Origin of the sequence: Thermosynechococcus sp. B1, assembly GCF_030322985.1 — a bacterium.
GTDB lineage: Bacteria > Cyanobacteriota > Cyanobacteriia > Thermosynechococcales > Thermosynechococcaceae > Thermosynechococcus.
This window is the reverse complement of the sequence record NZ_CP096573.1, coordinates 2,233,074-2,256,104: the sequence shown is the minus strand read 5'-3', so window position 1 is coordinate 2,256,104 and position 23,031 is coordinate 2,233,074. Positions and strand designations below refer to the sequence as shown.

The following is a 23,031-nucleotide window of genomic DNA, read 5'->3' as shown; positions in this document are numbered from 1 at the left end:
ATAGATTAGTATCAATAGGCATAAATCCTTAGGCTCATCATAGCAGGTCACCCTCAATCCTCATGGGCTAATACTGGCAGATCCAAGGCAAATATGTCACTCTGAGCCAAAAATTTTTTGCAAACAGTTTATTCAGCCCGTGGCACCCTCTTCCTTGGGGATCAGCAGTTCGACAAAGAATAAACTCTAGCAGAGACAAATTCAGTGCGGTGTAAGGTAGAAGGTTGATACCGCCTTGTCGGTGTGCCGTTATCTTTCTGAGGACTGGGAATGCTGACGAACTTGCTGGCTTGGAGTATGGCGATCGCCAGTTTAGGCTTGTATCTGTTGGGGTTCTTCCTGCCGGAACTGTACCGTAGGTTTGATCTGGTGGCCAGTGGCGCGGGATTATTCTTTGCCCTGACTCTGTGGATCTATGGCGATCGCATTGGCGGTGGATTGCTCCTAGGAACAGCAGCCGCAGTGGCCTTAATTCTCTGGTTGGGTTGGCAGACCCTCAGCTATCGCTGGCAACTCACCTACCCGGGCGATCGCACCGACACCCAAAAAGCTCAAGCCCTCTGGCAAAAAGTCCAGTCTCTGCTGCCCGAAGGTACCTTTGCAAAAATCGGTGAGCAACTGCAAGGCTTCATCAGTAGCTTGCGCGATCGCCTCCAGAAACAGCCGGATCGCCCCCAGCTTCCTGTGGATACCCCACCACCGCCGATGGATACTGGCGACATTAAAGAAGATCTGTGGACAGGGGAAACCAGCACCCCCAGTACCGTTGCCGAACAACCCACCCCAGCCACTGAGGAAGCTGCCGCAGTCCCAGAAGAATCTGCTGAACCAGCGCCAGTCGCAGAAACAACAGCCAGTCCCACCGCAGACACTCCTACAGACGCACCGGCTGATCTGCCGTCCGAAGGGGTTGCCGAAATGACTCCCCCAGAAACCCCTAGTGTTGAAACGCCGCAGCCGCCCACTGCCAGTACCCCAGAGGAGTCAGAACCAGCAACGGTTACTGCTTCAGAAGAACCAGCTCCTCCTGAGACAACAGTTGACGCTCCAGAACCCACAGTGACCGCCGAAGCACCAGAAGAGCACGCATCTCCTGAAACGGCAATTGAGACTCCAGAATCCACGGTGACTCCTGAGGCAGTGGCAGAACCAGCCCCTCCTGAAACGGCAGCAGTGACGCCCCCTGAGACAGTCGTTGATGCCCCAGAACCCACGGCAACTCCTGAGCCAGTGGCAGAACAGGCAGTTCCTGAAACAGTGGTTGAGACTCCAGAACCGACGGCGACCTCTGAAGGAGTGGTTGAACCGCCTCTAGTCTCTGAATCTGCTCCCGATGCTGAACCGACAGAAACGCTGCCTCCAGTGCCAGAATCGCGCACCGCTGCCGCCGATCTCCTAGGGGATATTCCCGAAAGTAGTGATATTGAGGATGAGGGAATATCAGAGGGGACAACCATCGAAAATCCAGAACATACTCCCCCTGAAGATGATGACTGGCCGCCCCCTGAAGCCCGTCTATGACCTCTCACGCCATCGGGTACAGGGCAGGACTTATCGCTCCGCGAATCCCGCAAAAGTTAATAAAGTCATGAATCCCTGACTTTTGCTGCTTTTATTTTCTCTGAAGCGAACCTTAATAGAACCTTAATTTTCCCCTAACTTTCCCCAAAAATTCCCCAATTTTCCCAAGGTTTTCCACAGATTGGGGCAAAGTTTTCCACAGGCCTTGACGGTGTGATCGGATTTCAAGACATTTCTGGGGATAACTGCTGCTGGAGCCTTGGGGAAAATGCAAGGAGCGCCAAAAGTCCGGAAACGCTTATTCTGTCGTGGATTGCGATCGCCAAGATGGGTGAAAACAAGGATTGACAGACCCCAAGACAACCCAGACAATGGAGTTCCACGGATAGAGATTCACTTGCTCTGAAACCTTGTGAATGTAGGGCTAAATCCCGCTCTGAGTCAGGGGTCTGGGGATTTGGTCAGAACTTTTATGGGAGTTTTCCACAGGTTTACCCAGGGCGAGCTGATGGCGCCTGCAATTTTGTCTTGGTTTTATTGAGGTAACTCACGGTATGAACGCTCAAGCCACGATTAGTATTCTTGCCGAGATTCCAGAGGAGCTACACGAGACCCTGAAATACTACCTCGAGCGGCATCCCGATTGGGATCAGGATCGCGTCTTTGTGGCCGCACTGTCCCTCTTTTTGCTGCAAAATGGAGAATGCGATCGCCGCACGGCACGGGTCTATCTCGACTCGTTGTTCAAGCGATCCTAAACACGTTGGAGGGTAGCAAAACGGGTGAGTGAAGTAGATGTCGCAATTGTGGGTGGTGGCCTCAGTGGCCTAAGTCTGGCTTGGCGGTTGCAGCAAAGCGCCCCCCAGTACAGTGTGGTTCTCCTAGAGGCCAGCGATCGCCTTGGGGGGAATATTACGACACAAGCAGCGGAGGGCTTTGTTTGGGAACTGGGCCCCAATAGCTTTGCACCGACCCCTGCCCTGTTACAACTCATTGCTGAGCTGGGCTTGCAGTCGGAACTGATTCGGGGCGATCGCCACCTACCGCGCTACATCTACTGGCGGGGACACCTCTACCCCCTAGAACCCACCCGTCCCCTTGCCTTAGCCACCTCAAATCTCCTCAGTCCTTGGGGAAAAGTGCGGGCAGCCCTTGGTGCCCTTGGGTTTGTGCCCCCCTATCTGGGCAGTGGCGATGAATCAGTTCATTCATTTTTCCGTCGCCATTTGGGGCAAGAGGTGGCTGAACGGCTGGTGGCGCCCTTTGTCTCTGGGGTTTATGCGGGTGATCCACAACAACTGAGTGCCGCTGCTGCTTTTCGCCGTATTGCCCAACTGGAAAAACTCGGGGGTGGCCTCATTGCCGGTGCCCTGCGCCTACGGCGTCAACAAGCCCCTAAACCGAAGCCGCCTACGGGTGTGCAGATGCGACCGGGGGAACTTGGCTCCTTTAAGGAAGGCTTGGCTGTGCTACCTCGGGCGATCGCCCAACAATTGAAGGCACCGATTCACCTGCAAACCCCGGTTCAGGAAATTACCCCAGAATCCAAGGGTGGCTACCTGCTGCGCAGTGGTGAGCAAACGTGGCACGCCCGCAGTGTGGTCTTGGCAACGCCCGCCTATCAAACTGCAGAGTTGGTAGCACCTTTTCAACCAGCGATCGCCCGTGTTTTGGCTACCATCCCCTATCCCACCGTGGCCTGTGTGGTCTTGGCCTACCCCGCTGGACTCGGGCGCAGTGTCCGCCCCGGCTTTGGGGTACTCATTCCTCGCGGTCAGGGCATCCGCACCCTTGGCACCATTTGGTCGTCCTGTCTCTTTCCCCAACGCACTCCCGCCGGTTGGCAAGTCTTTACGAGTTTTATTGGCGGTGCCACGGATCCTGATTTGGCTAGCCTCAGCGAAGAAGCCATTGTCCAGCAGGTGCAGCAGGATTTGAGCCGACTCCTTGATTTACCTGCAGCCAAGGCACGCTTACTCGGTATGAAGGTTTGGCGACGGGCGATTCCCCAATATATTGTCGGCTACCCTGAGCAGTGGCAGCAGGTGACCCATGCCCTCAGTCAAACCCCCGGCCTTTTCCTGTGTAGTAACTATGCTGAGGGTGTCGCCTTGGGCGATCGTGTTGAACATGGCAATCGAACCGCTGCTGCTGTTGCTGCCTACCTTTCAGGAGGCCAGCCCTAGGGATGTCGCTGTCGGACTATATGAATGCGGCTCTTGAGCGGGCTATCTATCACTTCAATGCAGAGGATGGACTGATTTACGGTGAAATTCCAGACCTTGAGGGGGTCAAGGCCCATGGCAAGACAGTGCTTGAATGCCGCGAGCATCTCTCCGAACTCTTAGAGGATTGGATCTACTTCCATGTCTCGCGGGGCATTGCCGTACCCGTGATTAACGGCATTGAAGTTCCCGTACGGGAGATTTTTTGAATCTCACCCTCTTTGGGTACCCCTTATCTATAGAACAAGGACTGTATTCTCAATAGGCCAGCGATCGCTCCCCTGTAACATAAACGAGCAAACATAGCCTAAGATTATCGGTAAGGTTAACGAAGCGATACATCCGCTCTACTAAGGAGGACATAACCCTATGGCACTCGTACCCATGCGCTTGCTGCTCGATCACGCAGCCGAAAATGGTTACGGCATTCCCGCCTTCAACGTCAACAACATGGAGCAAATCCAAGCCATCATGCAGGCGGCCCATGAAACCGACAGTCCCGTGATTTTGCAAGCATCGCGGGGTGCCCGTAAATATGCTGGGGAAAACTTCCTGCGTCACCTGATTTTGGCTGCGGTGGAAACCTACCCCCACATCCCCATTGTCATGCACCAAGACCATGGTAACGAGCCTGCCACCTGCTACTCCGCCATTCGCAACGGCTTTACCAGTGTGATGATGGATGGCTCCCTTGAAGCCGATGCCAAAACCCCCGCCAGCTATGAGTACAACGTGGCCGTCACCAGCGAAGTGGTAAAAGTCGCGCACTCCATTGGTGTTTCTGTGGAAGGGGAACTCGGCTGCCTTGGTTCCTTGGAAACCGGTAAAGGGGAAGCCGAAGATGGTCATGGGTTTGAAGGTGCCCTCGATCACTCAATGCTGCTCACTGACCCCGATCAAGCTGTGGACTTCGTGGAGCGTACCCAAGTGGATGCCCTTGCAGTGGCCATTGGTACCAGCCACGGTGCCTATAAATTTAGCCGCAAACCCACGGGTGAAATCCTCGCCATCAGCCGCGTGGAAGAAATCCACCGTCGTTTGCCCAACACCCACTTGGTGATGCACGGTTCTAGCTCCGTACCCCAAGACTTGATTGACATCATCAACCAGTACGGTGGCACGATTCCTGAAACCTACGGCGTGCCTGTGGAAGAAATCCAAAAAGGCATCAAGAGCGGTGTCCGCAAAGTGAACATTGACACCGACAACCGCCTAGCCATTACCGCTGCGGTGCGCGAAGCTCTCGCCTTGGCACCCAAGGAATTTGACCCCCGTCACTTCCTGAAGCCATCCATTAAATACATGCAAAAAGTCTGTGCCGATCGCTATCAGCAATTTGGCACCGCCGGCAACGCCAGCAAAATCAAGCAACTCAGCCTTGATGACTATGCTGCCAAATATGCCAAAGGCGAACTGAAACAAGTGACTCAGAAAACCGTGGTGGTCTAGGCACTCTGCGATCGCTGAGCAACGATAAGTAACGTGATAGAGGGTGGCTACGGTCACCCTTTTTGATTTGAATAAAAAATAATAGCTCTATAGTTTTATTCAGCTTTACTCAACGGGCTTGGAGGGACTCGAACCCCCGACCTGCTGATCCGTAGTCAGCCGCTCTAATCCACTAAGCTACAAGCCCAAGTCAGGAACACTATCCTAGCATGAATTCCCAGAGAGATCAAAGGGGCGAAAGGAAATTTGCGCGCGGGTGTGTCATAGTCGGGAGCGGAGACCCTTGACTCAAACGGATAGATGCTGAAGAAACTCCACCGCTGGTTCTTGACCACTCCCCATCTGCCGCGATCGCTGGTGGCTTTTGGTCTGAGTCTGGCTGCCCTTGCCCTCTTGGATAGCAGTGCTAATCTTGTCCTCGCTCATCTAAAAGCAACTGCCCCAAGGTTCTTTGCTGGCTTGGTTGCTGGTACCTTTGACACTGGCTTTGCCCCAGAGGTGTGGCTCTCGGTGATTGGCCTCACCCTCGGCACGTTAATCATTGTGATTTCCATTGCGGCGCAAAATATCCCCAAAATTACTGAACTGTACATGCAGGACTGGACGAGCCTGATCTATGTCTGGTGTCTGGTTTTGGGGGGTGCCCATATCTTCTACATCAAGATTTTGCAGGACTTGGGCAGGCATCCTGTGGGTAGCATCCTGTTGAATTTATACGGCCTCTTGCCCTTGGCAATTTTGACGGCACTACCCTACATCTTCTACATCCTCAAGTCCATCCAGCCAGAAAGTGTGGCTCAGCAAATTTACCGCCGCCAGTATCACTACATGAGTCGACTGGGCATTGTTCTCAAGGATGGGGTGTCCTATCAACCGCAGTTTTTGCGCCGTAGTCAGGCTCACCTGATCGCGGGATTGAACCAATTGGATGATTTGCTGGCCTATGTGGCGTTTCGCGGGGCGCAGGCTGAAATTATTGGTGTAGTCAGTGAACTACTGCAGCACTACATCAGTTGCAAACCCAGCTACCCGGCCTATTTCTTTCGCCTCAGCGGTGCGGTGATGGGGGATATTGCCTTCAAGACCATGTTTGATCAATTTGGTCAAATTGAAGAGAACCATACCTTCTACGAGCAAAAGTGTTTTCGGCTCCTTGGGAATGCCTATGTGCGCTTTTTGGAGGAGGAGCAGTTTCCTCTCGCGTCGCTGTGTGGCTCTGAGATGTGCGCGATCGCCCACCGCATTCTCAGTAGGGGGGATGACATTTTACTGGACCTAATCATTATTCGCTTTAATACAATGATGCGCTTTGCCATTAAACACGGCAGTCGTCACAACGAGGCACGCAATCTCTATAACTTGGCTTTTCACTATCGGCGGTTTATTGAGAGTCTGGTGCATTACCAGCGACCCCACCTCACCCAAAAGTGTGTGAATTATCTACGTGCCTACGGGAATGAAGTCTATGAGTTAGCACAGAATAGTCCTGCACTGTATTTCATTGTTGATGTCTTTGCCGCTGAGCTAAAGAAGGTCTTAATCTTGGTGAACGAGCAGCAGTGGGAGGAGCGACTGCAACTGGAACTCCTCGAGGAAATGCTGCGCCTAGATAATCCGCCGGAACTGCGGCAACCCCAAAATGGCGATCGCCCCTATGGCAAAAGTACAGGGGTTCGCCTACTACAAATGGGACTCGCCCTCTTTTACTTGGCACGGCAGCAACCTCAGTTTGCGCAGCGGATTGTTGAGGATATGGTGGAGGATGCAGCGGTTCTCGGCTTGGCGGGGTTTAAGCGTCTCTTTCAGCAAAATTGCGATCGCCTGCGCCAGGCTCAGCCCAAGTTTTGGGAGGACACCGATCGCGGCAATGCCAATTTGTACTACTCAGAACACACCGAGCAACTGCCTGCCCTACAGACCCTTGTGGATCGCGCTTGTCACGCTCTGGAGATAACTCAGTCGTCCTAAAGCATGGTATAGTAATAAGTCTGAGGGCGAGTGGCGAAATGGTAGACGCACTACACTCAAAATGTAGCGGGGGTTCCCCATGTCAGTTCGAGTCTGACCTCGCCCATTGACTTAGCCGCCACCAAAGACTTGGATATTGGCAAAGGCACACACCGGTGAAGCGTGACCGACACGAATGGCCTGGTTGGGTTCGCCCTTACCACAAAACGGTGTACCAAAAATACCGAAGGTGGAGGCATCTCCCACCGCAATGAGGCTGTGCCAAAATTCAGGCGTAGTACCACGGTAATTAGGGTTGCGCAGGGTTTTGGTCAGGCGGCCATTTTCAATGCGCTTGGCATATTCGCAGCCAAACTGAAATTTGAGGCGATAGTCGTCAATTGACCAAGAGCGATTGGACTCCATGTACACCCCTGACTCGATGTTGCCGATAATCTGATCAAACGATTGTGTGCCCGGCTCGATATTCAGATTGGCCATCCGGTCAATGGGGGGACGATTCCAAGAACAGGCGCGGGCATTGGCAACACCAGGGACACCCGCTCGCTGTTGACTTTCAAGGCTGCCCAGACCGCGCAGGAGGCGTCCTTCCTTGATGAGATAGATGCGTTCAGCCGCCACCCCCAAATCATCAAAGGCATAGCTGGCCAGTTCACCGGCAACGGTCGGATCAAACGTGACGTTCAAGAGGGGGGAGCCGTACTGCCGCTGCCCAAAGTCCTCAAGGCGAATAAAGCTGCTGCCGGCATAGTTGCGCTCATCCCCCAAAATGCGGTCTAGCTCTAGGGGATGACCAATGCTCTCGTGGATTTGCAGCATCATTTGATCGGGGGCGAGCACCAGTGTTGTCGTTGTTTCTGGGCACTCTTGGGCACTGAGGAGTTCAACGGCCTGCTCGCCAATGTGGCGGGCGCGATCGCTCAATTGATCAGTCGTCAGCCATTCCAGACCCCCTTGATAACAGCGGGCTAACCAACCGTGATCTGTCCGTTGCTGCACCACCCCTGCCCCCTGAGCCGTGGCGCTCATATCGGTGAGCACTTGATAAAATTGCTGTTCAATTTGACTGCCATCACTGGTGAACCACTGGTTAGTGGTCTCTACGGTTTGCACAAAGGCACGGGTTTGGACAATATCGTCACTAACCTTGAGCCAATGGCAAAGGTCTTGGAGTAAGTGATTCAATTCAGCGGCTGAAAGTTGGTCAAAAGGTTGCCGCTGGGGCGATCGATAGTGTCCCTTGCCCTTGCCCCGTGCCGCTGGCGTAAAGTTAAAGACTCGCCAATGGGCAGCGGTTTTCGCCTGTTGATAGGCCTGCTGAATCGCCCGATGGATAGCACTGGGTTGCAAATCTGGGGTTGCTGTATAGGCAAATTGACCATCGACGAGCACCTCAACCATGACGCCCCGCTGGCGCGATCGCTGGTTCATTTCAGGATTTCCATCCCGAGCACTGCGAGTCGTGACAATCTCCTCAACGTAACGCAGCCCTAGCCAATCGAGGGGTAAATCAATCTGATTCAAGATGGCAGTGAGATTCGGTGCAGTCATGACAGCGTGCTACTTTAAGGAATGGTAAAGTTTGAATCCTTTCCTATGCTAACGGCTTTTACTGCGGGGCTGTCCCTCATCGCGATTTCTGAGCTGGGAGACAAGACCTTCTTTATTGCCATGGTTTTGGCGACCCGTCACAGCAAGCGGTGGGTTTTCCTAGGGTCATGGGCGGCTTTAATTGTGATGACACTGCTTTCAGTGGCCGTGGGCAAGGTCTTTCAACTTTTACCGCGAGAGTTCACCTTCTATGCGGCGATTTTGCTCTTCACCATTTTTGGTCTCAAGATGCTGATTCAAGGCTGGCGGATGGGGGATAGCCCCTGTGAGGAGGAGTGTGAAGCGGCAGTGGAAACCGTTGAAAAGGCGGAAGCCAATCTCAGCCGTTGGGGCAGTAACCCTGCTTGGGCGACTTTTGTGGAGGCTTTTAGTCTCACCTTCATTGCTGAATGGGGCGATCGCACCCAAATTGCCACCATTACCCTTGCTGCCACCAGTCATGCCCTAGGGGTTGCCCTCGGCGCGCTTCTTGGTCACGGCATCTGTGTGGCGATCGCGGTTCTAGGCGGCGGCCTGATGGCTGGACGCATCTCCGAACGGACATTGACCTTGGGCGGTGGTGCCCTATTTTTAATCTTCGCGATTGTTACCGCCTTGCAAGGGGTGCCAAGGGCTTCTTGAGCCGCTTCTGAATCTAGAATCCAATTGGTTATAGGAGGCGGCCAGAGGTGGCAAACTCCTGCACCGCAGTGCGAATAAAGTCTTCAAGGGAGCGCACCCCGGCTTGATCCTCGAACACCTTCGGCAGATTGTTTTGAATTTTTTCGCGGATAAATTGGCGATACTCAGCGCTTTGACCCAGTTCAATGGCTTTTTGAATATAGGCAGAAACATCTGGCGCAATTAATTCCGGTAGCTCTAGGAGTGTGAGAATACCAGCGGTATGCCGCCCCCGCATAAAGCGTCCTGGTGTGGTCACCATAGGGACTTGGGCATAGTAGAGGGCTTCAAGGGTAGAATTTCCCCCTGACCATTCAAGGCTGTCTAGGAAAACATCGAGACAATGCAACATGGAGGTAAAACCATAGAAGTTTAAGGGGCGTGAGAAAAAGCAGTACGCCCTATAGTCAAGGTTTTTGGCAGCAAAAGCTCGTTCTAGACGTCCTTCAAACCGCTGGCGGCTGTTTTTGGTCATAAAGTGGGTAATAAAAACAAATTGGCAATTCCCGACTGCTGCGGCAATTTCGGGGTAGATGTGGTCAAACTGTGGCAGGTACTTAAAGACACTTTGCAGGCAACCGTAGATAACGGCATCGCTTTTGAGGCCGAATTCCTCCCGCGTAATGGGCGATCGCGGATCGGGTGGCGGGGGACTAAAGGCAATCCCCAGATTTTTTAGCCTGATCAGCTTTTCTGTGTAATGCGTTTCGCCATCAGGGGGTTCCATCAACTCACTACTGAGGAAATAATCAATTGTGGGTAAGCCAGAGGTGTCGGGATGCCCCCAAGACATACATTGAATCGGCGCTAATTTCAGAGCGGCAATCTTGATCAGTTCCAGATCCATGCCCAGTTCGGGGAAAATCACTAGATGTAATTGATCGGCACGAATCTGCTCAAACCATTCTTGAGGCGATTTAGTGCCCATGACAAAGCGATGGCAATAGCTCTCTGCGGCCCCTGTCCAGCGATCGCGATAATCTCGCACGTAGTAGCCATAAAGCTGAAATTGTGTTTTATCAAGATGTTTAAGCCAGCCGTGGAGCAGCAACTTCCAAACCGTATGCGCACGAAAGTGCCCTGAAACAAACCCAATCCGTAGGGGTTCATTGACCTTCACTGGTGGCATTGGGGGGTGTTCTTTGGCGGCTGGAATCACACTGGTCATGATTTCGTAGATCATCTGCCCGTACTGTTGTTGGACATCGCGGGTTTCTTTCCCTTGATAGGGCAGTAAAAATGTGTTCACATTCCCCAGCCACTCAGAGAGATATTGTTTCTTATCTAAAGAGAAACTTTGAAACGTTTGATAGAACTCGGCAACGGATTCTCTGATTTTTTGACGGCAATCCTGTAGCTCTTCTACATCTTTATAAACGTAAATCAAGTACCTCGTACACTTGAGAAAGTCAATGCCAATTTGCCAGTCAGGTCTCAGTTCAATCGCTTTTTTGTAGGCTGCTAGTGCCTGTTGTAAATCACTATCAACACCACTGATCATGCCCAACAGGTACCAACATCTTGCCATGGTGGGATCCATTGCTAAGGCATGGTTGAGGGCTGAGATCACTGCTTGATACTCATTCATCCTCCACTTATCAATCGCCAGTTTTTCCCACCCCTTGGCAAAGGCAAGGTGGCCTTTTTGTTGAGTCGTTCTTGCAATGAACTCTTCGATACACCCCATAACCTGAAACTTAGCAATCCCGACGGTATAAGCGCATGTATTTGAGGATAATCTCCCGTGCCTTCGGGCGTAAATCCCGTTTCAGTTGCGGATTTTCATCCACGTGATTCACCGCTTGCCAGACTTGACACCAACTGACATCAAAGAGGGTTTGTGCTTCCACAAGGCCGCGTACCATCGCGATCGCATAGCTTTCGGGGTCACGTTCCTGTGCCATATTGAGAAAAGACATCCCCCGCTGTGGTTGAAAGTAGTTGTCCATTGCTGTGAGATACCCTAGGGCCATTAACTCATCGGCGGTAAGGCTTTCCAGCGGGATATTTTCAGGGGTCGTACCCTGTCTTAGGGCAAGATAGGCGCGGTAGGCTTGACCATTGGCTTTGCCGTTGAAATCCCAGCCGAGGGCATTGATCAGGGCAGCTTTGTGATCTGTGGGAACCTGCGGCGAAAAGAGCCACTCCGACATTTTCAGATCAAGGCGGCCACTGCGCTTGGCTCGCATCACCATGGGGACATCGGTATAGGCTTCGTAGAAGGGGGTGGAGGTCAAGGGCGAATCTGCTCGCCCACTGTACTGAAGGCAGACCACCGTTGTCAGGGCAAGGGCAGTCGCTAAAAGAGGAGATTTCATGGACTTGGCCTCCAAAGAGTTATTGGGTTTGCAGTTGCGATAGACCCGCCCCCGGATAGTAGGTGCCTAAAATTTGCAGGTGGTTATAGCCGCGCTTGCCCAGTTCATAGGCACCTGTTTGGCTCATGCCACGCCCGCCAAAGACATCGCGCACAATGTCGTCGGTTGCTGCATACATCGAAACCATCACTCGTCCACTTTTGGTGAGGACAATGCCCCGCGTGGCTTGGACTGCCGCTTGAGTGGTGTTCCACTCGGTTTCAATCCCACGATACACCTGCCAACGCTCGTCGTTCCCCAGATCAAAAAAGCGGCTAGCGGGTTGAAACATTTGGGCAAGGGCATAGGAACGGGCGGCGATCGCCTGGGCTTTGAGGGTTTCCATTGGCCAGTCGGGATAGACCTCTGAACCCACGACACTGACGAGGTATTGTTCCAAGTCCACTTGATTGACGGCTGTAACCGTGTTTCCTTGGGCAATGAGGCGCACCACACCGCGATACCATTTATCGCCAACAAACGCAAGTTGATTGCTGGGGCGAATCCAGAGGGAGGGGGCAAGGGGTTGGCCATTCCAGAGCAAAAAGCCATCGCGGGCTGTGACCACGACCCCTTGGGAAGGGGTAAGCTGCGTCATCACTTGCTGTTGATCATTGGTGACAGCGGTAGCTACGGCGGTGCCAACGGTCAGTTGACTTTGATCGCGGGCGATCGCCACCCGCACTTGGGGTGCAGGACCTTGGCTCGGAGGCACGGGTTGCAGAGCAGGAGGGGGCACTGTGGGCAACATTGCCTTGGCGTGGGTAGAGGTAGCCGCTGATGGTTGGGGGGCTTGATTGGGGACAGTTGCTAATAGGGGATCGCGGCCATCCAAAATCGGCCGGGGCAGAGGTCGTTCAAGTTGAACTGGGTCAGGTAAAGGCATTGGTTCTGAGAGAGCCATCGGTGTTGGGGACAGGCTCCGCAAAAACCAGAACCCTAGACCCGCACTAGCGATCGCAGCCATCGTAAAGGAAATGAGCAAGGGTGAGTGTCCTCGCTTTGTCCCTTGGAACAGAACCCAGCCCATCCAAGTGTCATCTCCACTAGCACCTTGCCTATTGTATAGGGGAGCACGGAATTTGCCATGCAACATTTGCTGGTTTAGGGCAGAGAGGAAACTGCTACCCGTTGTAGCCATTGCTCCACCCTATCCCCATAAACAGCTAAGCTATACTCCTGTTCCGCCTGCTGCCGACAGGCCGCCCGATCAATTTGATCAATCTTGCCAATGGCAGCAATTAAGGCCTCGACAGAATCCGGGGTAATGAGAAACCCGGTTTGACCATCACGGACAATTTCACTCGGCCCACCGCGATCGTAGGCAATGACGGGAACGCCACAGGCAAGGCTTTCGATGACCACATTGCCAAAGGCTTCAACCCAGCGGGAGGTGAGTAGGAGAGCACGACACCGCCGCAAGCGTGCCTGCATTTCCTGAGTGGAGAAAAATCCCAAATATTCAATGGGGGCATTGGGGTAGTTGGCTTGAATGCGCTGCCAATAGTCTATATCTTGCAGTTGCCCCATGATTTTCAAAGGGGTGCGGGTGACATTGACGGCGGCGACAGCATCTTCGAGTCCCTTTTCGGGAGCAATGCGTCCCAGCCAGCACAGGGAATCCTCTGGCTCTGCACAAAAGTCATAGAGGGAAAGATCCAGACCACTGCCCAAACACACACAGCGATCGCCAAAGGGGAAGGTGGCCGCTTGGGTACGGGTATAGACACTAATGGTTCCCGGATAGTCATCAATGACACGGGCGATCGCCTGATCCATCACGTCTGAAACCGAGGCCATGCTCACCAAATGCCCCACCGGCCGACTCAAAAAGGGAGTGAGGTAAAAGGGCAGCCAGTCGTAGGCAAAGTTGACAATGACATCAAATTCCTGTTGAAGCTGCCGCACCCGTGCCCACATATTGGCTAACACACTATTGGCCGGCAGGGTAATGGGTTGATCGCGGCTTTGATGCTGCGCTGGCACTTGAAGGGCACCCGCTACTGGTTCAATGGTTGTCGCCACTGGCAAGTGGGAACCCTCGGGGGCCAGGATGTGAATGGTATGCTGGCGATCGCCCAAGGCCTGAGCCATATTGAGGATCGTCAATTCAACACCGCCCCCTTTTCCTGTGCCTAGAGGGCCAACCGAAGTGGAAACAAAAAGCAGCTTCAGAGGTCAACTCCTAGCGCAGAGCCTCAGCACCCGCCACCACTTCGAGAATCTCTTGGGTAATGGCGGCTTGACGCGCTTTGTTGTAGGAGAGGGTGAGGGTCCCAATCAGCGCTTGAGCATTATCGCTCGCGTTATTCATTGCTGTCATCCGCGCTGCCAATTCCGAGGCGGCGGCCTCTTGCAGTGCCCGTAGCAACTGGTTATTCAAGTACAGGGGCAGCAGGGCATCGAGAATTTGCACGGGATCCTGCTCAAAAATCATATCGGAGGGCAAAGCGGGCAAGGTTGAGGTGACTTTCTCGCGGTTAACTTCCAGATGCGAACCCCGCGTCGTCAGCCGAAAAATCTCATCATCGGGCGCCTCTAGCCCTTGGGGATCGAGGGGGAGCAGGGTTTGGACAACGGGCTTTGAACTAATGAGGGAGACAAACTTGGTGTAGATGAGTTCCACCCGATCCACCGTTTCCGAAAGAAAGAGGGAAAGCAGTTCACTGGCAATTTGACCCGCTTCACTGGCGGAGGGGATTTGCTCTAGGCCAGAGTACACGGCATCAATGGGATAATTACGGCGCTGGAAGTATTGGGCTGCCTTGCGACCGACAATGACAAGAATATACTTGACGCCCTCGGCTTCCAGTTCTTGGGTACGCTCCTTGGCACGGCGAATGACGTTGGTATTGTAACCGCCGCACAGACCGCGATCGCCCGTCACCACCAGCAGCGCCACCGTCTTCACAGGACGCTTGGCCAATAGCGGTAAATTGGCATCCTCAAAGCGCAGTCGGGTTTGCAAGCCATAGAGCACCTGGGCTAAGCGATCGGCAAAGGGACGGCTCGCCATGACCTGCTCTTGGGCACGGCGAACTTTTGCTGCCGCCACGAGGCGCATAGCTTCAGTGATCTTGCGGGTATCTTTGATTGTTTTGATGCGATCGCGAATAGCTTTGAGATTGGGCACGGTAATCTAGACTCCTAAGCAAAGCGTCCCTGCCCTAAGATTTTAGCCCAGAGGGGGATCGCCTAAGCAGTCTTTTCACTTGACCCACCCCTACCAACCAGCGTTGTGATCACAGGAACTGCCAAAGCGGCGACAGGGGGAATGATGCGGCCAATGGGCTGCGGCAGATTTAAGCTGACGCTCAAAGCAGAAACCACCGTTGCCGCAATGCCACTGATCCAAAGCACGGTGTCACGCCGCCGTTGTTGTCGCTTTAGTTGGCGATTTTCTTGGGCAGCAAGGGTGAGTTCAGTGGGGACAACGGTTGCGGATTGGTTGCGCAGCACCTCTAAATCGTGCTGCAGACCGAGCAGTTCATTTTGCGCTTGGGCAAGTTCCTCTTGCAGGCGATCGCGCTCCCTTTCCACTTGGGTGAGTTGCCGCGTTATCTCCGCCAGTTGTTGGGCAAGGCCGGCGTCTGGGGGATTACCGAGAAGGGCGGTATCCTCCAAAGGAGCGGGTGGTGAAGCAGCCAATACCGCCTGAAGTTGTTGTTCGAGAGCTGTTTTTTCTGTTTGCAGTGAGGCAAGTTGATCTTGAAGTTCTTGAATTTGTGAGACTTGGGATTGCAGGGTTGCCACTTGACTTTGCAGTTCCTGAATCTGGGAGGCTTGCAGTTGCAGTGTCACCAGTTGCTGCTGAAGTTCATCTTGCTGAATGAGAGCCTGGGCCAGTTCCTGTTCAAGATTTTGCCGCAGGCCGCTCAAGGTGGCATTTTCTTCCTGGAGGCGAGCAAGGTCTTGGCTCAGTTGATCTCGCTGCTGTTGAACGTTGTGCAGTTCTGCGGTGAGCTGGCTAATTTGCTCCTGTAGGGCTTGGTTTTGGGCGATCGCCCGCTGTTCTGCGGTAAGGGTGAGTGACTCCAATTCAGCCGTCAGGGAGTTGAGATCAATATCCTGTGCGGGAGGCTCGTCCAACTCACCCAAATCAGTAATGATGTTTTCTAGGAGATCGTCGGGTTGGTTGCTAGGGGGTTCTGGACTGGCCATGATCCTGATACCTGCGCGCGTGCTAAGAATTGCTCCAATTATAGCGATCGCCGTCCCTATCCTCTAGGCTAGAAGGCGTTCGTTCCTAGACCGACTCGACTAAAATGCTCAAACGCGAATTGGGGCTGTGGGGCGCCACTTTAACAGGTCTAGGTTCCATGATCGGTACGGGTCTGTTTGTCAGTTTAGGCATTGCCACCGACCTCGCTGGCCCTTGGGTGTTGATAGCCCTGATCCTAGCAGCCGCGATCGCGCTGTGTAATGGCCTCAGTAGTGCCCAATTGGCTGCCTCCCATCCTGTGAGTGGGGGCACCTACGAGTATGGGTATCGCTATCTTTCTCCCCCTTTCGGCTTTACAGCGGGGTGGATGTTTTTACTGGCCAAATCGGCTTCTGCAGCCACTGCTGCCCTTGGCTCTATGGCCTATCTCTTCCAATGGCTCGGCCTAGAGGACAATAGCGGGCGCTGGCAAATCATGGCTGCTCTGGGGCTACTGGCGGTCTTGACCTGTGTGGTGCTTTTGGGCATCCGGCGATCGGTGCAAGTGAATCTGGGGATTCTCCTAGTCACGTTCACCAGTTTGTTGCTCTTTGTCGGCATTGGCCACGTCCAACAACAGGGAGGGCTACTTTGGTCGGCAGCATCGCAACCACTCTCGCTCAAGAATCTTCTCCAAGCAACGGCACTGCTCTTTGTCGCCTATGCCGGCTATGTCCGTATTGCTGTGCTGGCGGAGGAGGTCAAGACTCCTCGGCGAACCATTCCACGAGCCATTGCCCTAGCCATTGGTATTGTTGTTCTGCTCTACTTCAGTGTTGCCTTGATTGTTCTGGGGAGTCATGGCTCTGGGAAGTTGACCACGGCTGCCTCTTTAGAGATTGTCGCCAGTGAATTGAGTGTCTCTTGGCTGCCGCCTCTGATTACGCTGGGGGCGATCGCGGCCATGGTGGGGATTTTGCTCAATCTGTTGCTCGGCCTCTCCCGTGTGGTGTTGGCAATGGCGCGACGGCGAGATTTACCGGCAATTTTGGCTCAGATTCCAGCCCAAGGAAAACAACCTGTTGCTGCCATTCTTGCGGTGAGTGGGGGGATTGCCCTCTTGATCCTGATTGGCAATGTAAAAACTACGTGGTCTTTTAGTGCCTTTAGCGTGCTGATTTACTACGTCATTACCAACCTTGCCACACTGCAACTGAAGGAGCCACAATTTCCCCGCTGGCTTGCGGTTGCAGGTTTAATCGGCTGTCTAGGGCTGGCTTTTTGGGTCGAAGTCCAAGTGTGGCTGTCGGGGTGTGGTCTCATTCTTCTTGGACTTGCTTGGCACTACTGGGTGCGGAGGGCAAAGGCCGTTTGAAAGTCTTGCCGGGTCATTGGTTGCGTCACCTCTAGCCCCTCACCCCCTAGGACGCGCAGGGGTTCACCCCCAATGGAAATCCAAACTGGCGCATTGGGATTACTCACTGTTGCTGTGTACAGTACCTGTCCTAGGCGTGCTTGCATCGAAGCACTTCCCCCCCCTTTGGTAAACTCTGGGGAGAGATCCACATGGATGCCATCGGCCTTGACTTCTACCCGATTGACACGGGTATTTTCCGGAATGCTGGTAGTGACATCTTGATTGGCAGGACCCGCCAAAAGCCGCTCGAGACGAGATTGAATAAAGAGTTCTGGCCGCGTTGCCGGGGTATTGATCCGTACCGTAGAGGGCACTAAAACGAGGCTATCCCCTTCATTCTTGACCCAAAAGATTTGAGTTTCCTGCTGCTGGGCAACTTCCGCCGGATTAGGAACCGGATCTCCCTGCCGGGGGGGACTCAAGGTTAGCCATGCCGCTGTGCCAGCCGAGGCAAGGCCAATAACCGCCAGCACAATCAAGGCGGGGCGGGAGCGGGTGACTTTTGCTACCATCACGATCTCTCCTTGGCGGGATGCACCTGCCTTTACCTTAGACGCTATGATTCAAGGGTAAAGTTCCAGTGCCTGTGGCCTTAGGGGCAGTTGCCCACTGCTTAAACTAGAGGATAGTTCTCCCCTTAGATCAAGTTTAAGTCATGGTGCAAACGACTCCCCGTGCAGAAGAACTAGCCACTGCCCTCCTTGATGCGGTTAGGATTGCTCCCCAAGATTGGCATCGCCTCAAAGGAAATCGCCGTGCCCGCGCCCTCGAACAGGCGGCTGCCGCTCTGGTCTATCTCCTCAAGGAAAATGATGCTGAGGCACTGGCGCATCTCCAACAGGCAGTGGGTTGGCTCGATCGCTCCATTAGTGCGCCGCCTTGCCCTACGCACCACCATTAGCGGTGCCAGCGTCGCCACCGAGAAACCACCAGATCGCTGGTGACATGAAGCAGTGCCGATAGCTCTAGGCCAAGGGCGATCGCAACTCCCCAGCGCCAGTCAATTCCCGGCCAACGATGTAGCCATTCCTGCACAAGGGAAAGGTGGCCTGTGAATGCGGCGACCCCGGCCACAAGACCCAGTCCTAACCCCAACCAAAAGCTGAGATAGAGCAACCGAATCACCGTGCCCACCACTGGGCCATGGGTCCAAAAGGAACGATGGTGAAAGGCTTTTTGGTAGGGTAGCCATATTGCCCGCAACCAGCCCCAACGGTAGTAGGGTAAAGAGGCGGTATCGAGGTCTGGACTGAGGAGAAAGCCGCCAATACCAAAGCTACTGCTGGCAATTGCCCCCCAGATCCAATCACGGGTGAGGGCACTGGCGGTGAAGCCCACAAGGGGCATGCCGATCCAAGTCAGGCGATCGTGGGTAGGGCCACTGGGCATTGAGGATTCCGCAGATATTTCCTAGGGCAAAGCTACGGCAAAACGGGCTAGATCATGCAATCGGAGAACTCATTGGCACCCGTGTGCGTCTAAGTGGACTTGAACCAAGCTGAAATTTGAATCTGATGAAGGGCGATCGCGCAAAACTAAATCGCAGGGTGTGCCAGTTCACATACCTGTCCCCGATCAAGTATGCTGAGCACGTTTGAGCGAGCGGCTTGGCTAGCCAACTCGGCAGTGTATTGTGCATCGCTGGTGGAGGAAGCGTGAATGGATCAACCGTGGCGTTCTTGGCAATTTCGAGCTGTAGTGAGTTTGCTATGGGCACCTGCCGCTGCACTGGTCATGGCTCAGCCTGCTTCAGCCAGCCGTCTACAATTGTGGCGACTTAACCCTGCCACCAATCAACTAGAAATTCGCACCGAACGCGCTGTTCAGCCCCGTGCTGAGTTGGTCTATAACCCGACCCGCCTTGTCATTGACTTGCCGGGTGTCGTTCTCGGTAGCCCCCAGATCAGTCAAAACTACAGTGGTGCCATTCGCCAAGTGCGGGTTGCTCAGTTTGACCCCCAAACGACGCGGATTGTGGTGGAATATGCGGCTGGTTTTACAATTGACCCGCAGCAGGTGCGCTTTCGGGGAGTCACGGCTAATAACTGGTTGGTGCAACTGCCTACCCCCCAGCAGCAAACAGTTTCGCTACCGCCGCCACCCCCACCGTCTCCTCCTTCTGCTCCTCCCGTAACGCCCACAGGGCCGCTGCAAGTGCGAAGTTGGCGGGCAGATGCCACAGGTTTTCTAGTGCTAGCCGATCGCCCCCTGCCCGAAGGAAGCTACACTATTCGCCGCCCTCGGCGCGATCGCATTGAAATTCTCCTCAGCAATAGTGAATTGATTCGCAACTTTAGTCCGCGGCGCTTGGAACTGCGCCGCTTTGGTCGGGATCGTGTCCGGGCAGAGGTACGGACTCAGAGCAATCGCCAAGTCCAAATTACCCTCGACATTGACCCTCAAGATGCCGATTGGCAAGTGACGCCCCGTAATGATGGCTTTGTGATTGTGCCTTCAACCACGGCCATTACACCCCCACCTCCGCCACCGTCCCAACGCCCTAGTGTGATTCCTGCAGCCAGTGCTCAAACTCCTGTCACAACGATTCAGCGCGTTGACTTGGGGGGACGAGAGTTGCTGATTCAGGGCGATCGCACCCTTTTCTATAACGTGGGCTGGGAAGGCAATCGCTATCGCATTCGCCTACGGCAAGCACAGTTGGACAGTAATCTGCGCGAACCCCGCCTAGTTACCGGTAGTCCCTTAAGCAACATTGAATTTCGTCAAGAGGATAACCAAACCGTCTCGATTCTGCTCACCCCAGCGCCCAACTTTCGCATCCTTGGCCCTCGTCCCCTGTCAGCTGAAGCGTTTGTGGTGCAAATTCAGGGAGCAAATGACCCTCCGAGCAGTACGCCCACCCCAATTGATATTCCCCCCACAGCAACCCCTCAGCCCCCCAATCAGCCCGTCCCCCGCGGCCGGTTTGTGGTGGTCATTGATCCCGGACATGGCGGACGCGATCCCGGTGCCATTGGTATTGGCGGCATTCGTGAAAAGGATATTGTTCTCGATATCAGCCTGCAAGTTTCCCAATTTTTGCAGCAGCAAGGTGTGCAGGTGATTATGACCCGCACCACAGACATTGACTTAGACTTGGCTCCTCGGGTCGCCATTGCGGAACGGGCACGGGCAAATGCCTTTGTGAGTATTCACGCCAATGCTATTAGTCTGGCTCGCCCCGATGTCAATGGTTTAGAAACCTACTATGCCCCCGGACGCTCCAGTCGTTTGGCATCTGCCATTCACAATAGTATTCTCAATTCCTTGAACATTCGCGATCGCGGGGTGAGGGCGGCACGATTCTATGTGATTCGCAATACGTCAATGGATTCTGCCCTTGTCGAGACAGGATTTGTCACGGGCGCAGAGGATGCCGCAAACTTTCAAAATCCTGCATGGCGGACGCAGATGGCACGGGCGATCGCCCAAGGCATTTTGAACTTTTTGCATGGAAGATGATGGAGCTGACGGGAGTCGAACCCGTGTCCGCCCTAGCTATTCATCGACTGCTCCTTCACAGGTTTAGCCTTTCTGACCCTCAGGCGGGAACTGTTCCTTATCCCGAACAGTAGGATGCTCTGGTAGAGTCTTTGCTAAACAGCCCACCAGAGAGAACTGCCTAGCGCATCCGTTGGGGTCAACCCGCTGCCCTTAACGGAGTCGGACAACGAGTGCTCGAACCTGTTTAGAGGTCTTAGGCTACCGCAGCAGCTTTACGAGCGAAAGGAACGATGTTGTTCGCAGTTACTTTTGGTTTGGACTCTGGATTAACGAGAGATAGCCCACTCTCGACCTGCATCACAGCCCAACTTTCACTAGGACGTCGAAGCCGTTTCAGCCCCTTGTGTAGAGCTACTCCTAAGTTAGCGCATTTTTTTGGAGTTGACAACGGCTAATTATTCAAGCGATCGCCGGCCAATGGTTCGCGGTTTAGGACGGGGTGCCGGGCCTGCCATTGCCACCATGCGATCCAACTGTTTGTGGTGGGCAAAATACTCTTGCCACAGGGCAGGGGCATCCAGCGTGTCACCCCCATGAGTTGTTAAGCGTTGCCGCACGCGACAGAGGACAGGCGTATTCACACAGGCACCCGCAATAATCACTTGCCCCTTACTCAGGGCAGGGAGTTCCTTGAGCAGATCTCGGCCAGCGGCTTCGACCCCATGTTTAAGGCTCTCTTGATCGACAGGGTTGACAATCCGCAGCATAAACTGGCTCATACACTGGGAGAGCACATCGCTATCCAGTTTGCCAGGACGCTGGGTAATCAGGCCTACCCCAAGGCCAAATTTACGGCCCTCACTGAGAATCGTGCGCAGTACCTGCTTACATTGGGAAGATTCATGGGCGGGGGCAAAGCGGTGCGCCTCCTCAATTAAGATGAACACCGGGTAGGGGAGGTACTGCTCATCCCCCTCAAAGACGCGGTCTTTTTGGGTATTCATGCGGGCATGGTTGGTTTGGCGCAAAATTGCCGTGGCAATCACCTGCTGCTCCTCAAGGGGAATCTCATTCATTTGCAGGATGGTGACTTGGCCGGGGGCAAACAACTCGCAGGGGGGCAAATGCTTGTAGGCATGGAAATAGTCAGAGCGCTGCATTTTTTCCAGCTTCCAAGCCAAGGCATCAGCCGAGGAACCCTGCTTGACATTGCCCTCTTCATCCTCAACGCGATCCACAGCATAGACCGCTGCAATCAAGTCTTCGGTACTCCAACGGCCATCTTTGAAACGACCGCGTACTTCGTCATAGGCTTTTTTGAGAATGGCCTGCTGGCGATCGCTCATCGGGGGGAGCAGCGTCAGAATATCGTAAAACTCTAGGGAAGAAACACGAATTTTGACCTCTTGGGGCGTAATAATTCTCACTTGGGGTTGATAGCCATCCGCCCCTTGAAAAGCGGGGTGTCCCCTCAGCTGCGCCAGCGTGTGGTATTCACCATGGGGGTCGAGGATCAGCACTGCGGCGCGATTTTTCGGCGACAGCAATTCCTCCACCAATACCCCTGCGGTATAGGATTTCCCGGAACCTGTGCCGGCTAGAATGGCCACATGCGTACTCACCAGTTCCTTGACATCGAGGGCAATGGGCACAGCACCCTCCTGCCGCAACAACAGTGAACCGATATGGGCAGCCCCCACCTCCTCTGGCTTTTTCTTATTGAGGACATGCCGCAACAGCGCATCGTCAGCTAAATAGACCTTGGCACCCGGCAGGGGAAGCCGCCGCAAATTATTAAAGCCAAAGACCTCATGAAATTCCCCCATCACTTCTACGGTCATTTCGTAGAGTTCCGCCGGTTCACAGGTAAAACCAATCAGGGCAGCCACCGCACCGGGATTCAGTTCGTGATCAGCAAACATCCGATCCGGTAGATGCTCAATCAGACGGCAGCCAGTAATCTTGCCCAAGACTTGGTGAACAGCAGCAGCATGGGAGTTTGAGGCCACACTTGGGGAATGGCTCAACTCATAATAGACAAATTCACCCATTCGCACAGGCTGGGCATCGGCAGTAATAAAGACGTACTCGCTACCGCTGTCTCCGGGGCCTTTGACAATGCCGACAATGTGACGCGAGGAATGATGACTATTCATAGCACGGGACGGGTTCCCCAACCAAGGGTGTAGTGTAGTTAACCCCAATCCTACGCGATTTTCTGATCAAGGGTCTGCAAGG

The 23,031-nt window shown here is 53.9% G+C and carries 20 protein-coding genes, 2 tRNA genes and 1 other RNA gene; 11 read left to right on the top strand and 12 right to left on the bottom strand.

The annotated features are described in order from the left end of the window. Positions 1-270 precede the first annotated feature (270 nt). The 5 genes from M0644_RS11190 to fba all read left to right on the top strand — a co-directional run bounded on the left by M0644_RS11190 (position 271) and on the right by fba (position 5,195). Entirely contained in the window at positions 271-1,521 is a 1,251-nt protein-coding gene (locus tag M0644_RS11190) for a Ycf66 family protein (RefSeq protein WP_286625745.1), read from the top strand. 554 nt (positions 1,522-2,075) lie between these two features. Further along, positions 2,076-2,279 carry a DUF2811 domain-containing protein gene (locus M0644_RS11185; protein ID WP_011056228.1) on the top strand — a complete coding sequence of 68 codons (204 nt, stop codon included), beginning with the start codon at positions 2,076-2,078 and terminating at the stop codon, positions 2,277-2,279. Positions 2,280-2,303: 24 nt separating this feature from the next. Then, entirely contained in the window at positions 2,304-3,707 is a 1,404-nt protein-coding gene (gene hemG / locus M0644_RS11180) for a protoporphyrinogen oxidase (RefSeq protein ID WP_286625740.1), read from the top strand. Between the two features lie 2 nt (positions 3,708-3,709). Beyond that, complete coding sequence (locus tag M0644_RS11175) at positions 3,710-3,955, top strand: type II toxin-antitoxin system HicB family antitoxin (protein WP_286625738.1); 246 nt, start codon at positions 3,710-3,712, stop codon at positions 3,953-3,955. 160 nt (positions 3,956-4,115) lie between these two features. Continuing rightward, the gene (gene fba, locus M0644_RS11170) at positions 4,116-5,195 is read left to right on the top strand and encodes a class II fructose-bisphosphate aldolase (RefSeq protein WP_149820867.1); all 1,080 of its coding nucleotides are present in this window, start codon (positions 4,116-4,118) and stop codon (positions 5,193-5,195) included. A 113-nt stretch (positions 5,196-5,308) separates the two neighbouring features. On the opposite strand, the gene M0644_RS11165 is transcribed toward fba, so the two are convergent. After that, positions 5,309-5,382: transfer RNA gene (locus tag M0644_RS11165), tRNA-Arg, on the bottom strand. A gap of 113 nt (positions 5,383-5,495) precedes the next feature. On the opposite strand from M0644_RS11165, the gene M0644_RS11160 reads away from it, so the two are divergent. Both M0644_RS11160 and M0644_RS11155 read left to right on the top strand, forming a co-directional pair. Continuing rightward, on the top strand, positions 5,496-7,163 hold the full coding sequence (locus M0644_RS11160; protein WP_286625737.1) for a hypothetical protein: 1,668 nt from the start codon (positions 5,496-5,498) through the stop codon (positions 7,161-7,163). Between the two features lie 24 nt (positions 7,164-7,187). Further along, positions 7,188-7,269: transfer RNA gene (locus tag M0644_RS11155), tRNA-Leu, on the top strand. 5 nt (positions 7,270-7,274) lie between these two features. On the opposite strand, the gene M0644_RS11150 is transcribed toward M0644_RS11155, so the two are convergent. Further along, on the bottom strand, positions 7,275-8,714 hold the full coding sequence (locus M0644_RS11150) for a TldD/PmbA family protein (RefSeq protein WP_286625735.1): 1,440 nt from the start codon (positions 8,712-8,714) through the stop codon (positions 7,275-7,277). 45 nt (positions 8,715-8,759) lie between these two features. Here M0644_RS11150 and M0644_RS11145 point away from each other — a divergent pair, with 45 nt between their 5' ends. Further along, positions 8,760-9,395, top strand: coding sequence for a TMEM165/GDT1 family protein (locus tag M0644_RS11145; protein ID WP_286625733.1), 636 nt, complete (start codon positions 8,760-8,762; stop codon positions 9,393-9,395). A 28-nt stretch (positions 9,396-9,423) separates the two neighbouring features. Here the strand turns inward: M0644_RS11145 and M0644_RS11140 are convergent, their stop codons facing one another. From M0644_RS11140 to M0644_RS11115, 6 genes are all read right to left on the bottom strand, one after another. Continuing rightward, the gene (locus M0644_RS11140; RefSeq protein WP_286625732.1) at positions 9,424-11,022 is read right to left on the bottom strand and encodes a hypothetical protein; all 1,599 of its coding nucleotides are present in this window, start codon (positions 11,020-11,022) and stop codon (positions 9,424-9,426) included. 109 nt (positions 11,023-11,131) lie between these two features. Then, positions 11,132-11,752, bottom strand: a complete 621-nt coding sequence (locus M0644_RS11135) for a hypothetical protein (RefSeq protein ID WP_286625730.1) — start codon at positions 11,750-11,752, stop codon at positions 11,132-11,134. Positions 11,753-11,771: 19 nt separating this feature from the next. Beyond that, positions 11,772-12,821: a SpoIID/LytB domain-containing protein gene (locus tag M0644_RS11130; RefSeq protein WP_286625729.1), complete on the bottom strand. Its 1,050-nt coding sequence runs from the start codon at positions 12,819-12,821 to the stop codon at positions 11,772-11,774. Between the two features lie 74 nt (positions 12,822-12,895). Beyond that, positions 12,896-13,885, bottom strand: coding sequence for a glycosyltransferase family 4 protein (locus M0644_RS11125; protein ID WP_286627190.1), 990 nt, complete (start codon positions 13,883-13,885; stop codon positions 12,896-12,898). A gap of 91 nt (positions 13,886-13,976) precedes the next feature. Further along, a complete protein-coding gene (locus M0644_RS11120; RefSeq protein WP_149820854.1) occupies positions 13,977-14,924 on the bottom strand; it encodes a F0F1 ATP synthase subunit gamma in 948 nt (315 codons plus the stop codon). A 62-nt stretch (positions 14,925-14,986) separates the two neighbouring features. Further along, positions 14,987-15,952 (bottom strand): hypothetical protein, encoded by a 966-nt coding sequence (locus M0644_RS11115; RefSeq protein WP_149820852.1) that lies wholly within the window; start codon positions 15,950-15,952, stop codon positions 14,987-14,989. Between the two features lie 104 nt (positions 15,953-16,056). On the opposite strand from M0644_RS11115, the gene M0644_RS11110 reads away from it, so the two are divergent. After that, the gene (locus M0644_RS11110; protein ID WP_286625725.1) at positions 16,057-17,307 is read left to right on the top strand and encodes an APC family permease; all 1,251 of its coding nucleotides are present in this window, start codon (positions 16,057-16,059) and stop codon (positions 17,305-17,307) included. On the opposite strand, the gene M0644_RS11105 is transcribed toward M0644_RS11110, so the two are convergent. Next, a complete protein-coding gene (locus M0644_RS11105; protein WP_190278078.1) occupies positions 17,277-17,861 on the bottom strand; it encodes a GerMN domain-containing protein in 585 nt (194 codons plus the stop codon). The two genes, M0644_RS11110 and M0644_RS11105, sit on opposite strands and share 31 nt — an antisense overlap. A 143-nt stretch (positions 17,862-18,004) precedes the next feature. On the opposite strand from M0644_RS11105, the gene M0644_RS11100 reads away from it, so the two are divergent. Further along, positions 18,005-18,250: a DUF6439 family protein gene (locus M0644_RS11100; RefSeq protein ID WP_149820848.1), complete on the top strand. Its 246-nt coding sequence runs from the start codon at positions 18,005-18,007 to the stop codon at positions 18,248-18,250. On the opposite strand, the gene M0644_RS11095 is transcribed toward M0644_RS11100, so the two are convergent. After that, on the bottom strand, positions 18,247-18,738 hold the full coding sequence (locus tag M0644_RS11095; RefSeq protein ID WP_286625723.1) for a metal-binding protein: 492 nt from the start codon (positions 18,736-18,738) through the stop codon (positions 18,247-18,249). The two genes, M0644_RS11100 and M0644_RS11095, sit on opposite strands and share 4 nt — an antisense overlap. Positions 18,739-19,008: 270 nt before the next feature. Here M0644_RS11095 and M0644_RS11090 point away from each other — a divergent pair, with 270 nt between their 5' ends. Then, entirely contained in the window at positions 19,009-20,811 is a 1,803-nt protein-coding gene (locus M0644_RS11090) for an N-acetylmuramoyl-L-alanine amidase (protein WP_286625722.1), read from the top strand. On the opposite strand, the gene ssrA is transcribed toward M0644_RS11090, so the two are convergent. After that, positions 20,809-21,194, bottom strand: a transfer-messenger RNA (tmRNA) gene (gene ssrA, locus M0644_RS11085). The two genes, M0644_RS11090 and ssrA, sit on opposite strands and share 3 nt — an antisense overlap. A 54-nt stretch (positions 21,195-21,248) precedes the next feature. After that, positions 21,249-22,949, bottom strand: a complete 1,701-nt coding sequence (locus tag M0644_RS11080; RefSeq protein WP_286625720.1) for an ATP-binding protein — start codon at positions 22,947-22,949, stop codon at positions 21,249-21,251. Between the last annotated feature and the right edge of the window lie 82 nt (positions 22,950-23,031).

Excerpts from the sequence above, each read along its gene's own strand:
- M0644_RS11110 (WP_286625725.1), top strand. The coding sequence starts at position 16,057 with ATGCTCAAACGCGAATTGGGGCTGTGGGGCGCCACTTTAACAGGTCTA.
- M0644_RS11095 (WP_286625723.1), bottom strand. The coding sequence starts at position 18,738 with ATGCCCAGTGGCCCTACCCACGATCGCCTGACTTGGATCGGCATGCCC.
- M0644_RS11160 (WP_286625737.1), top strand. The coding sequence starts at position 5,496 with ATGCTGAAGAAACTCCACCGCTGGTTCTTGACCACTCCCCATCTGCCG.
- M0644_RS11080 (WP_286625720.1), bottom strand. The coding sequence starts at position 22,949 with ATGAATAGTCATCATTCCTCGCGTCACATTGTCGGCATTGTCAAAGGC.
- M0644_RS11100 (WP_149820848.1), top strand. The coding sequence starts at position 18,005 with ATGGTGCAAACGACTCCCCGTGCAGAAGAACTAGCCACTGCCCTCCTT.
- M0644_RS11125 (WP_286627190.1), bottom strand. The coding sequence starts at position 13,885 with ATGGCTCAGGCCTTGGGCGATCGCCAGCATACCATTCACATCCTGGCC.
- M0644_RS11150 (WP_286625735.1), bottom strand. The coding sequence starts at position 8,714 with ATGACTGCACCGAATCTCACTGCCATCTTGAATCAGATTGATTTACCC.
- M0644_RS11115 (WP_149820852.1), bottom strand. The coding sequence starts at position 15,952 with ATGGCCAGTCCAGAACCCCCTAGCAACCAACCCGACGATCTCCTAGAA.
- M0644_RS11190 (WP_286625745.1), top strand. The coding sequence starts at position 271 with ATGCTGACGAACTTGCTGGCTTGGAGTATGGCGATCGCCAGTTTAGGC.
- M0644_RS11145 (WP_286625733.1), top strand. The coding sequence starts at position 8,760 with ATGCTAACGGCTTTTACTGCGGGGCTGTCCCTCATCGCGATTTCTGAG.
- M0644_RS11185 (WP_011056228.1), top strand. The coding sequence starts at position 2,076 with ATGAACGCTCAAGCCACGATTAGTATTCTTGCCGAGATTCCAGAGGAG.
- M0644_RS11130 (WP_286625729.1), bottom strand. The coding sequence starts at position 12,821 with ATGGGCTGGGTTCTGTTCCAAGGGACAAAGCGAGGACACTCACCCTTG.
- M0644_RS11175 (WP_286625738.1), top strand. The coding sequence starts at position 3,710 with ATGTCGCTGTCGGACTATATGAATGCGGCTCTTGAGCGGGCTATCTAT.
- M0644_RS11135 (WP_286625730.1), bottom strand. The coding sequence starts at position 11,752 with ATGAAATCTCCTCTTTTAGCGACTGCCCTTGCCCTGACAACGGTGGTC.
- M0644_RS11090 (WP_286625722.1), top strand. The coding sequence starts at position 19,009 with ATGGATCAACCGTGGCGTTCTTGGCAATTTCGAGCTGTAGTGAGTTTG.
- M0644_RS11140 (WP_286625732.1), bottom strand. The coding sequence starts at position 11,022 with ATGAATGAGTATCAAGCAGTGATCTCAGCCCTCAACCATGCCTTAGCA.
- fba (WP_149820867.1), top strand. The coding sequence starts at position 4,116 with ATGGCACTCGTACCCATGCGCTTGCTGCTCGATCACGCAGCCGAAAAT.
- M0644_RS11105 (WP_190278078.1), bottom strand. The coding sequence starts at position 17,861 with ATGGTAGCAAAAGTCACCCGCTCCCGCCCCGCCTTGATTGTGCTGGCG.